Source organism: Janibacter hoylei PVAS-1 (genome assembly GCF_004025845.1).
Classification (GTDB): domain Bacteria; phylum Actinomycetota; class Actinomycetes; order Actinomycetales; family Dermatophilaceae; genus Janibacter; species Janibacter hoylei.
Window position 1 is genome coordinate 165,727 of sequence record NZ_PIPF01000013.1, and the last position, 10,347, is coordinate 176,073.

The following is a 10,347-nucleotide window of genomic DNA, read 5'->3' on the forward strand; positions in this document are numbered from 1 at the left end:
GTGAGCAACCTCACCGGCTCAGCTCGGCCCGCACCGCCTCGACGAAGGCGTCGACATCGCCCTCGGTGGTGTCCCAGGAGCACATCCAACGGACCTGCCCCGTCCTCTCGTCCCAGAAGTAGAAGCGGAAGGACTCCATGAGGCGCTCGCTCGACTCGCGCGCGAGGATCGGGAAGACCGCATTGGCCTCGACCTCGTGGGGCAGGGTGAGCCCCTCGACCCCGGCGACCCCCTCCGCCAGACGCCGCGCCATCGCATTGGCGTGCTCCGCATTGCGCCGCCACAGGTCGCCCTCGAAGAGTGCGAGCAACTGCGCCGAGACGAAGCGCATCTTGCTCGCCAGCTGCATCGACTGCTTCCGCAGGAAGGTCGCTCCCGTCACCCGGTCGGGGGAGAGGACGACGACCGCCTCGGCGAGCATCGCGCCGATCTTGGTCCCGCCGAGGGAGAGGATGTCGACGCCGGCGTCGGTCGTGAGCTCGCGCAGCTCGACGCCGAGGGCGGCTGCGGCATTGGACAGGCGGGAGCCGTCGAGGTGCAGCACCCACCCCATGTCGTGGACGACGTCGGCGATGGCGCGGATCTCGGTCGGCGTGTAGACGGTGCCGATCTCGGTCGAGTTGGTGATCGAGACGACGCCGACCTGGGCGAAGTGCTCGTCGCCGACCCGCGCGGGGTAGGCGCGGATGAGCTCCGGGGTCAGCTTGCCGTCGGGGGTGTCGACGACGTTGACCTTGAGCCCGCCGACCCGCTCGGGCGCCGCGGCCTCGTCGACGTGGATGTGCGCGCTGGTCGTCGTGAGGACTGATCCCCAGCGCGGCGTGCAGGCCTGCAGCGCAAGGACATTGGCTCCCGTGCCGTTGAAGACCGGGTAGACCTGCGCCGCCGTGCCGAAGACCTCGGCGAGCACGTCGGTCAGACGCGCCGTGTAGACGTCCTCGCCGTAGGCCACCTGGTGGCCGCCGTTGGCCGCGACGAGCGCAGCGAGCACCTCCGGGTGGATGCCGGCGTAGTTGTCGCTGGCGAAGCCGCGGACGGACGGGTCGTGGATCGGGGCGAAGGGGGCGGCCTGCGTGGTCGTGTCGGTCACGCGGGGATCCTCTCAGCCGCGGCGGCCTCCGCCGCGCGGGGGTCGAGGGTGCCGGTGATGCCGCGGGTGGCCTCGATGACCGGCGCGAGCTTCTTGCGCAGCGCCTCGTAGAAGACGTTGAGCGGGAACTCGTCGGGCTGGACGAGATCGGTCAGCCCCTTGGGCGGGCCGTCGAGGGGCAGGTGCTCGGCCCCCTTCGCCCACGCCGAGGCCGGGTGCGGCGCGACGTAGCCGGCGATGAACTGGTGCGCGGCCATCCAGTGACCGACGCGCGAGCGGTCGATGCCCTCGCGGTAGAGGGTCTCGACCTCGTCGGACAGGGCGACGACTGCGGCCGGGACCTGCGCCCAGTCGAAGGTCAGCGTGTTGTCGGTCCAGCGCATCGCCCCGCGCTTGTGCAGCCACGCGAAGAGCAGCTGCCCACCGAGGCCGTCGTAGTTGCGCACCCGGTCGCCGGTGACGGGGAAGCGGAAGAGTCGGTCGAAGAGGATCGCCAGTTGCACGGCGCGGGCGTAGGGGTGACCCTGCTCAGCCAGCGTCACGCTCTGCCGGAAGGTGTTGAGGTCGCAGCGCAGCTCCTCGAGGGCGTACATCCAGAAGGGCATGCGCTGCTTGATCATGAAGGGGTCGAAGGGCAGGTCTCCGTGGCTGTGCGTGCGGTCGTGGATGAGGTCCCACATCGCGAAGGTCGCCTGGGCGACCTCCTGCGAGGCGACGAGCCGCTCGCCCTCGGGCGGCAGGTCGAGGCCGAGCACCTCCGCGGAGGCGGAGGTCACGCGACGGAAGCGCGCGGCCTCGCGGTCGCAGAAGATCGCGCCCCAGCTGAACTTCGGCACCTCGCGCACGGCGACGGTCTCGGGGAAGAGGACGGCCGAGTTGGTGTCATAGCCGGGGGTGAAGTCGATGAAGCGGACCGGCAGGAACATCGGGTTGTCGTAGGTCGCCTCGACGTCGGCGAGCCACTGCGGCCACATGACGTCGAAGAGCACGGCCTCGAAGACCCGGTCGAGGCTGCCGTTCTGCGTGTACATCGGGAAGACGGCGAGGTGCTGCGTGCCGTCGACGCGGTGCTGGTCGGGGCGGAAGGCCATGAGCGAGTCGAGGAAGTCGGGCACCCCGAAGCCGCCGTCGACCCACCGCTGGAGGTCGACCGGCAGCGCGGCCAGGTAGTCGGCGTCGTGCGGGAAGCGCGGCGCGAGCTCGGTGATCCGCTCGGCCATGACGGCGACGAGGGCCGTCGCGCGCTCGCGGTCGGCGTCGTCGGCGAGCGAACCGTCCTTGGTCTGCATGAGCCGCAGCTCCTCGACCGCCGCCTTGAGCGCGACCCACGCCTCGCTCGCGCCCACCCCCGGTCCCTGAGGAGCGAGTCCGCTCTGCGGGCTGGGTGCCACGTTCCGCGTGGGCGTGCCTCGAAGAGCCGCGCCACCGTTCCCCGCCCACGTCACGAGGTTGACCCAGAACTCCTCGTGGTCGAGCTCCGCGATCGAGTCGTCGCCGACGAGGTCGGAGTCGGCGAGGACGACGACGCGTCCGGCGCCGTGCTGCACGGCGACGGCCAGCGGCTGGGCGGCGGGGTGGGCGGTGGCGGAGGTGCGGGCGAGGACGCGCGCACCCGGAGCGCCGGAGACGTCGATGGTCCCGGCCCGGTAGAAGCACAGCTCGTCGATGCCGGCCATGACGCCCTGCCCGGGGCCGGCGCTCGTCTCGCCGAGGACCCAGGTCGCGTTGCCCTGGTGGCGGCGTCCGCCGTCGGCGCGCTCGTGGACGAGCGTGGAGGCGATCGCCAGGCCGAAGGGAGCCAGCAGGTCGTTGAGGTTGTTGCCGTGGGCGTCGTGGTCGCACTCGCCGAGGACGACGAGACCGCCCCCCTGCGCCACGTGATCGGTGACGGCCGTGATCTCGGCGGGTGAGAGGACCGGCGGCAGGTCGCCGGCGACGCGCTCGCTCGAGGCGGCCGCGGGGTGGGCGATGACGAGGACGTCGGCGCCGGCCAGCGCCTCCGGGGTCAGCTCACCGTCGGTGTGGGCCAGGACCTCGGTGCCGCGCTCGCGCAGGACCGCGGCGGCCCGGGCGAGGCTCGCGTCGCCGGGGTTGGCGGGGTTCATCCGCTCGGCGAGCTCCGGGTCGATGGACCACGCGCTGCTGTGCGCCTGGTCGAGGAGCACCCGGGCGAAGGGGGTCATGACAGTCATTGCGGCCTCCGGCGGCGAGATCTGGAAGTTCAACGCCCATAGCGTGACAAAACCGAAGGATTTGCGCCAGTCGCCTAAGGCGGCCGTTGGTCGTAACGTAGCCCCCATGGCAGCCGTGACGCAGAAGTCAGCCCTCGAGTACGCACCCACCCAGCTCTTCATCGGAGGGAAGTGGCGCGACGCCGGTGACGGCGCCACCTTCGCCGTGACCGACCCGGCCACCGGCAAGACGCTCGTCGAGGTCGCCGACGCGACCGTCGCCGACGGCAAGGCGGCGCTCGACGCGGCCGTCGCCGCGCAGGCCGAGTGGGCGGCGACCGAGCCGCGGGTGCGCTCGGAGATCCTGCGTTCGGCCTTCGAGCTCATCACCGAGCGGGCCGACACCTTCGCCATGCTCATGACCCTCGAGATGGGCAAGCCCCTGGCCGAGTCCCGCGGCGAGGTGACCTACGGCGGCGAGTTCTTCCGCTGGTTCGCCGAGGAGGCCGTGCGCATCCACGGACGCTACGCCGTCGCCCCGAGCGGCGGCACCCGCCTGATGACGATGAAGCAGCCCGTCGGGCCGGTCTTCGCCGTCACCCCGTGGAACTTCCCGCTCGCCATGGGCACCCGCAAGATCGGTCCCGCGATCGCCGCCGGCTGCACGACCGTCGTCAAGCCCGCGCACGAGACGCCGCTGACGATGCTCGCCCTGGCCCGTCTGCTCGAGGAGGTCGGCCTGCCCGCCGGTGTGCTCAACGTCGTGCCGACGAGCTCCTCCGGCGAGATGAGCGAGCCGATCATCCGCGACCCGCGACTGCGCAAGCTGACCTTCACCGGCTCCACGCCCGTCGGCAAGAGGCTCGTCGAGCAGTCCTCCGAGCAGCTGCTGCGCACCTCGATGGAGCTCGGGGGCAATGCCCCCTTCGTCGTCTTCGAGGACGCCGACCTCGAGCGCGCCGTCGAGGGCGCGATGCTCGCCAAGATGCGCAACATCGGCGAGGCCTGCACCGCCGCCAACCGTTTCATCGTCCACGAGTCGGTCGCCGACGACTTCGCCGCGGCCCTCGCCGACCGCATGGGCGCCCTCACCATGGGCAAGGGCACGACGAAGGGGGTCGACGTCGGCCCGCTCATCACCGAGAAGGCGCGCGCCGGCGTCGCCGAGCTCGTCGACGACGCGCTCTCGCAGGGCGCCCGCGCCCTCGTCGGTGGCGAGGTGCCCACTGGCAAGGGCTGGTTCTACCCGCCGACCGTGCTCACCGACGTCCCGGCGAGCGCGCGCGTGCTCACCGAGGAGGTCTTCGGTCCGGTCGCCCCGATCACGACCTTCAGCACCGAGGAGGAGGCCGTGCGCCTGGCCAACTCCACCGAGTACGGCCTCGTCGCCTACGTCTTCACCCAGGACACCTCCCGGACCATCCGGGTCGCCGAGGCGCTCGAGTTCGGCATGGTCGGCATCAACCAGGGCATCGTCTCCAACCCCTCGGCCCCCTTCGGCGGGGTCAAGCACTCCGGCTTCGGCCGCGAAGGGGGATTCGAGGGCATCGAGGAGTACCTCGAGACCAAGTACGTCGGCCTGGCGCTCTGACCGTGTCGAAGACCTGGCGCACCCGGCTCCAGCTCGCCGGGGGTGTCCTGCTGATCCTGCTCGCTGCCTGGATCGTCATCGCCGGTGGTGGCGGCGACTCCTCGACGGGCGGGTCGACCACCTCGGCCGCGTCGTCGGCGACCTCGCAGGCCGAGGCGGAGGAACCCCCTTCGGGCACACCGGGGTCCGGCTTCACACCGGACTCTGGGCTGGGCACGATCGCCGAGTCGCAGCTGCCGCAGGAGGGCCGCGAGACGCTCGAGCTGGTCCGCGTCGGCGGGCCCTTCCCGTACGACCGCGACGGCATCACCTTCGGCAACAGGGAGGGGATCCTGCCGGACCGGTCCCGCGGCTACTACCGCGAGTACACGGTCCCGACGCCCGGCGAGAGTGACCGTGGCGCACGACGGATCGTCGGTGGGCAGGACGGTGACCGGTACTACACGGACGACCACTACGCGAGCTTCGCCCAGATCGAGGAGGGGCAGTGATCCACATGGAGGCCGCCGGGGTCGACGGGCTGCTCGCGCGGGCCGTCGCCGGCACCGACCACGTCCACCTCGTCGACGGGGGAGCCGACCGCGACGAGACCTACGACCGCTTCGTCGAGGCCCTGCTCCTGCCGGAGCACTTCGGGCGCAACCTCGACGCGCTCATGGACTGCCTGCGCGACGTCGCCGACCGACACGAGGCGCCGTGGACCCTCGTGTGGCGACCGGGCGCACCCGACGCCGGCGTCCTGCACATCCTCGCCGACCTCGACGAGGAGTACCCGGACCTGAGCATCGTCGTGGCCGATCGCTGAGATGATGACGCGGTGACGACACCCACCGACACCCGCATCACCCTCTCCCGCGTCATGTCCCAGGCCGAGGCCAACCTCCTGGGCAATGTCCACGGCGGCAACATCATGAAGATGGTCGACGACACCGCCGGCGTCTCGGCCAACCGCTTCGCCCAGGGGCCGGCCGTGACCGCGGCGATGGACTAGATGGCCTTCCTCAACCCCGTCCGGGTCGGTGACGTCCTCCACGTGAGCGCCCAGGTCAACTGGGCCGGGTCGTCGTCGATGGAGGTCGGCGTGCGGGCCGAGGTCGATCGCTGGGACGCCGTCACCGACCGCGTCCACGTCGCGAGCGCCTACCTCGTCTTCGTCGCCGTCGATGCCGAAGGGAGCACCCGCCGGGTCCCCGAGCTGGCGATCGAGACTCCAGAGGAGCAGCGCCGCCACCGCGAGGCCGAGATCCGCCGGGCCCACCGGCTCGCCCGCCGCGAGGCCATCGACTCCAGCCGCCGTGAGGGCGGGGCGTGAGCACGCGCGTCACCCTGCTCGGGTCGACCGGGTCGATCGGCACCCAGGGACTGCAGGTCATCGAGGCCCACCCCGAGCGCTTCGCCGTCGAGGTGCTCGCGGGCGGTGCCAACACCCAGCTGCTCGCCGAGCAGGCGGCACGTCACCGCCCTTCGCTCGTCGCGGCCGCGGCCGGCACCCGCGAGGACCTGACCGCAGCCATCGCCACCGCGGCCGGTGACCCGGGCTACGCGCCCGAGGTCGTCGTGGGGGAGGAGGCCGCGACGATCGCCGCCGGTGCGCCCACCGACGTCGTGCTCAACGGGATCACCGGGGCCATCGGCCTGCGACCGACGCTCGCCGCGCTGCGCTCCGGCGCACGCCTCGCGCTGGCCAACAAGGAGTCGCTGATCATCGGCGGCCCGATCGTCAAGGACACGGCCGCGCCCGACCAGATCGTGCCCGTCGACTCCGAGCACTCCGCGATCGCCCAGGCCCTGCGCTCCGGCCGGGCCGACGAGGTGCGCAAGCTCGTCGTCACCGCGAGCGGCGGGCCCTTCCGCGGGATGGACCGGGCCGCCCTGCGCGAGGTGACGCCGGCACAGGCGCTCAAGCACCCCAACTTCGCCATGGGGCGGGTCATCACGACCAACAGCGCCACCCTCGTCAACAAGGGGCTGGAGCTCATCGAGGCGCACCTGCTCTTCGACGTGCCGATGGAGCGGATCGAGGCCGTCGTCCACCCGCAGCAGATCATCCACTCGATGGTCGAGTTCCACGACGGCGCCGTCATCGCCCAGCTCGGGCTGCCGACGATGCTCGCGCCGATCGCGCTCGGGCTGTCGTGGCCGGAGCGGCTCACCGACATCGAGACTCCCGTCGACTGGACGCGGGCGCAGGACTGGCGCTTCGAGCCGCTCGACGACAGGGCCTTCCCGGCGGTGCGCCTCGCCCAGCAGGTCGGTGCCGCGGGTGGGACGCACCCGGCGGTGTACAACGCGGCCAACGAGGTCGGGGTCGACGCCTTCCACGACGGGGCCGCGCGCTTCACCGACATCGTCGACACGATCGCCGAGGTCCTGCAGCGGCACGACGACGCGCGCTTCGACGCGCACACGGTCGAGGGCGTGCTCGCTGCGGATGCTTGGGCGCGCGACGAGGCCGCGGGGCTGCTCAGCGGGAGCAGCACCGGTCCCTGAGGAGGAGGCCGCCTGCGGCCGACGTCTCGAAGGGTCGGGGCGCCTCCCTTCGAGACGGTCGCGGGGCGACCTCCTCAGGGAGCGGCAGAGACGGTCGCGGGGCGACCGCCCACGCGGAGCGTGGGACCCACTCAGGGAGCGGCAGAGACGGTCGCGGGGCCACCCACGCAGGGAGCGGGGGAGCGTCAGCGTGAGACGATCGGGACATGCTCTACGTCCTGGGGGTCCTGCTCGCCGTGCTCGGCATCGGTCTGTCGATCGCCCTGCACGAGATCGGCCACCTGGTCCCGGCGAAGAAGTTCGGGCTGCGGGTGCCCCAGTACATGGTCGGCTTCGGGCCGACGATCTGGTCGCGACGCCGCGGTGAGACCGAGTACGGGGTCAAGGCGATCCCGCTCGGTGGCTACATCCGGATGATCGGGATGTTTCCGCCCGCCGCGGACGGCACCGTGCGCGCGTCGAGCACCGGCCGGATGAGCCAGCTCGTCGACGAGGCGCGTCAGCAGAGCCTCGAGGAGATCCGTCCCGGCGACGACGGGCGGATGTTCTACCAGCTGCCCATCTGGAAGCGGATCGTCATCATGATGGGCGGCCCGGTGATGAACCTGCTCATCGCGCTCGTCCTCTTCACCGGCATCTTCACCCTCAACGGCATCGCCGTCGCCACCCCGACGATCTCCGCTGTCAACGAGTGCGTCGACATCCAGCAGCAGGGCCAGCAGGCCGCGACCGAGTGCACCGACGACATGCCGATCGCCCCGGCCAATGCTGCCGGGCTCAAGCCCGGTGACACCATCACCTCGATCAACGGCACCCCTGTCTCGACGTGGGCCGATGTGCGTGCCGCGATCCGTAGCAACCTCGACGAGCCGCTGACGATGCAGGTCGACCGGGCCGGCACGACCAAGACGCTGCGTGCCGAGCCGATCGTGCTCGACCTGCCGGTCCAGGACGACCAGGGGCGGATCGAGACGGACGCGACGGGAGCGCCCGTCACCGAGCGGGCCGGCTTCCTGGGCGCGACCGGGACCCGGGAGATGCAGAAGCAGCCGATCACCGCGGTGCCCGGCCTCTTCGGTGAGCAGCTCGGGCAGACCTACGGGCTGCTCGTGCGCATCCCGCAAAAGCTCGTCGGCGTCGCCGAGGCGGCCTTCGGCAGCCAGGAGCGCGACCCGGACGGCCCGATGTCGGTCGTCGGCGTGGGCAGGATCGCGGGGGAGGTGGCCAGCTCCGACGACTTCGGCGACACCTCGGACAAGGCGATCCTCCTGCTGACCCTCATGGGCTCGCTCAACCTCGTCCTCTTCGCCTTCAACACGATCCCGCTCCTGCCGCTCGACGGCGGCCACGTCGCGGGCGCGCTGTGGGAGGCGGTCAAGAAGGGCTGGGCCAAGCTGCGCGGCCTGCCCGACCCCGGCCCCGTCGACGTCGCCAAGGCCCTGCCGCTGGCCTATGTCGTCGCCCTGGCCTTCATCGGCATGACCCTGCTGCTCGTCTACGCCGACATCGTCAAGCCGGTGAAGCTGACCTGACCCTCCAGGGGCGGGACCCGGAGGGGTCCCCGGTCAGCCTGTCGGCGGTGATGTCACCTGGTCCCCCTTCTCCAGTCAACCGGGTGGCGGCAACGCCGGCAGGTGACGACAACGCTGCCGAGCGATGTGCGCACCCGAGTCCTCCGGCGTGCGTGGTGTCGAGGAACAGCCGTGGACGGCCTTCGCACCTCCACCAGTGGGGGTGGTCCGGGCGTCCTCGCACCTTCACGCGCGGGGCGCAGGGGACGTCCAGCCTGCAGGTCGCATAATGGAGGCATGAGCGTCTCCCTCGGTATGCCCAAGGCCCCGGCCCCCGTGCTCGCGCCCCGTCGCCAGACCCGGCAGATCAAGGTGGGATCGGTCGGTGTCGGCAGCGAGTCGCCGATCTCGGTGCAGTCGATGACGACGACGCTGACCTCCGATGTCAACACCACGCTGCAGCAGATCGCCGAGCTCACCGCCGCCGGCTGCGACATCGTGCGCGTGGCCTGCCCGAGCCAGGACGACGCCGACGCGCTCGCCGAGATCGCCCAGCACAGCCAGATCCCGGTCATCGCCGACATCCACTTCCAGCCCAAGTACGTCTTCCAGGCGATCGAGGCCGGCTGCGCCGCCGTGCGCGTCAACCCGGGCAACATCCGCAAGTTCGACGACCAGGTCAAGGAGATCGCCAATGCCGCCAAGGACCACGGCACCTCGATCCGCATCGGCGTCAACGCCGGCAGCCTCGACAAGCGCCTGCTCGAGAAGTACGGCAAGGCGACGCCCGAGGCCCTCGTCGAGTCCGCCGTCTGGGAGGCCGGCCTCTTCGAGGAGCACGACTTCCACGACTTCAAGATCTCGGTCAAGCACAACGACCCGGTGACCATGGTCCGGGCCTACGAGCTGCTCGCCGAGGCCGGTGACTGGCCGCTGCACCTCGGCGTCACAGAGGCCGGTCCCGCCTTCCAGGGCACGATCAAGTCGGCCACCGCCTTCGGCGCGCTGCTGTCGAAGGGGATCGGTGACACCATCCGCGTCTCCCTCTCGGCTCCTCCGGTCGAGGAGATCAAGGTCGGCCAGCAGATCCTCCAGTCGCTCGGACTGCGCCCGCGCAAGCTCGAGATCGTCTCCTGCCCGAGCTGCGGGCGCGCGCAGGTCGACGTCTACAAGCTCGCCGACGAGGTGACGGCCGGGCTCGAGGGCATGACCGTCCCCCTTCGCGTCGCCGTCATGGGCTGCGTCGTCAACGGCCCCGGTGAGGCCCGTGAAGCCGACCTCGGCGTCGCCTCGGGCAACGGCAAGGGCCAGATCTTCGTCAAGGGTGAGGTCATCAAGACCGTCCCCGAGAGCAAGATCGTCGAGACCCTCATCGAGGAGGCCCTGCGCATCGCCGAGGAGATGGGCGAGCAGATCGACGGCGAGGAGTCCGGCGCGACGGTCACGGTGGGCTGACCCTTCGAGACGGCCGCGGGCGGCCTCCTCAGGGACCGG

General features: G+C 71.3%; 8 protein-coding genes and 1 pseudogene. 7 read left to right on the forward strand and 2 right to left on the reverse strand.

The genetic code is table 11. The features are described from left to right. Positions 1-10 precede the first annotated feature (10 nt). Both CWN80_RS14140 and CWN80_RS16055 read right to left on the reverse strand, forming a co-directional pair. Positions 11-1,090: a threonine aldolase family protein gene (locus CWN80_RS14140; protein WP_007928936.1), complete on the reverse strand. Its 1,080-nt coding sequence runs from the start codon at positions 1,088-1,090 to the stop codon at positions 11-13. Then, complete coding sequence (locus CWN80_RS16055) at positions 1,087-3,282, reverse strand: DUF6421 family protein (RefSeq protein ID WP_337590151.1); 2,196 nt, start codon at positions 3,280-3,282, stop codon at positions 1,087-1,089. Before CWN80_RS16055 ends, CWN80_RS14140 begins: the two co-directional genes overlap by 4 nt. A 106-nt stretch (positions 3,283-3,388) precedes the next feature. Between CWN80_RS16055 and CWN80_RS14150 the strand changes: the two genes are divergently transcribed. The 7 genes and pseudogenes from CWN80_RS14150 to ispG all read left to right on the forward strand — a co-directional run bounded on the left by CWN80_RS14150 (position 3,389) and on the right by ispG (position 10,308). Beyond that, complete coding sequence (locus CWN80_RS14150; RefSeq protein WP_007928940.1) at positions 3,389-4,852, forward strand: NAD-dependent succinate-semialdehyde dehydrogenase; 1,464 nt, start codon at positions 3,389-3,391, stop codon at positions 4,850-4,852. 2 nt (positions 4,853-4,854) lie between these two features. Next, entirely contained in the window at positions 4,855-5,343 is a 489-nt protein-coding gene (locus CWN80_RS14155; protein WP_007928942.1) for a guanyl-specific ribonuclease, read from the forward strand. 5 nt (positions 5,344-5,348) lie between these two features. Continuing rightward, positions 5,349-5,657 carry a barstar family protein gene (locus CWN80_RS14160; RefSeq protein WP_192899871.1) on the forward strand — a complete coding sequence of 103 codons (309 nt, stop codon included), beginning with the start codon at positions 5,349-5,351 and terminating at the stop codon, positions 5,655-5,657. A 54-nt stretch (positions 5,658-5,711) separates the two neighbouring features. Next, positions 5,712-6,164 (forward strand): annotated as a pseudogene (locus tag CWN80_RS14165) (acyl-CoA thioesterase). Then, the gene (gene dxr / locus CWN80_RS14170) at positions 6,161-7,342 is read left to right on the forward strand and encodes a 1-deoxy-D-xylulose-5-phosphate reductoisomerase (protein WP_007928947.1); all 1,182 of its coding nucleotides are present in this window, start codon (positions 6,161-6,163) and stop codon (positions 7,340-7,342) included. Before CWN80_RS14165 ends, dxr begins: the two are co-directional and overlap by 4 nt. Positions 7,343-7,548: 206 nt before the next feature. Then, positions 7,549-8,874 carry a M50 family metallopeptidase gene (locus CWN80_RS14175; RefSeq protein WP_007928948.1) on the forward strand — a complete coding sequence of 442 codons (1,326 nt, stop codon included), beginning with the start codon at positions 7,549-7,551 and terminating at the stop codon, positions 8,872-8,874. 276 nt (positions 8,875-9,150) lie between these two features. Then, on the forward strand, positions 9,151-10,308 hold the full coding sequence (ispG, locus tag CWN80_RS14180; protein WP_007928949.1) for a flavodoxin-dependent (E)-4-hydroxy-3-methylbut-2-enyl-diphosphate synthase: 1,158 nt from the start codon (positions 9,151-9,153) through the stop codon (positions 10,306-10,308). Positions 10,309-10,347 lie beyond the last annotated feature (39 nt).

Excerpts from the sequence above, each read along its gene's own strand:
- ispG (WP_007928949.1), top strand. The coding sequence starts at position 9,151 with ATGAGCGTCTCCCTCGGTATGCCCAAGGCCCCGGCCCCCGTGCTCGCG.
- CWN80_RS14150 (WP_007928940.1), top strand. The coding sequence starts at position 3,389 with ATGGCAGCCGTGACGCAGAAGTCAGCCCTCGAGTACGCACCCACCCAG.
- CWN80_RS14160 (WP_192899871.1), top strand. The coding sequence starts at position 5,349 with ATGGAGGCCGCCGGGGTCGACGGGCTGCTCGCGCGGGCCGTCGCCGGC.
- CWN80_RS16055 (WP_337590151.1), bottom strand. The coding sequence starts at position 3,282 with ATGACTGTCATGACCCCCTTCGCCCGGGTGCTCCTCGACCAGGCGCAC.
- CWN80_RS14175 (WP_007928948.1), top strand. The coding sequence starts at position 7,549 with ATGCTCTACGTCCTGGGGGTCCTGCTCGCCGTGCTCGGCATCGGTCTG.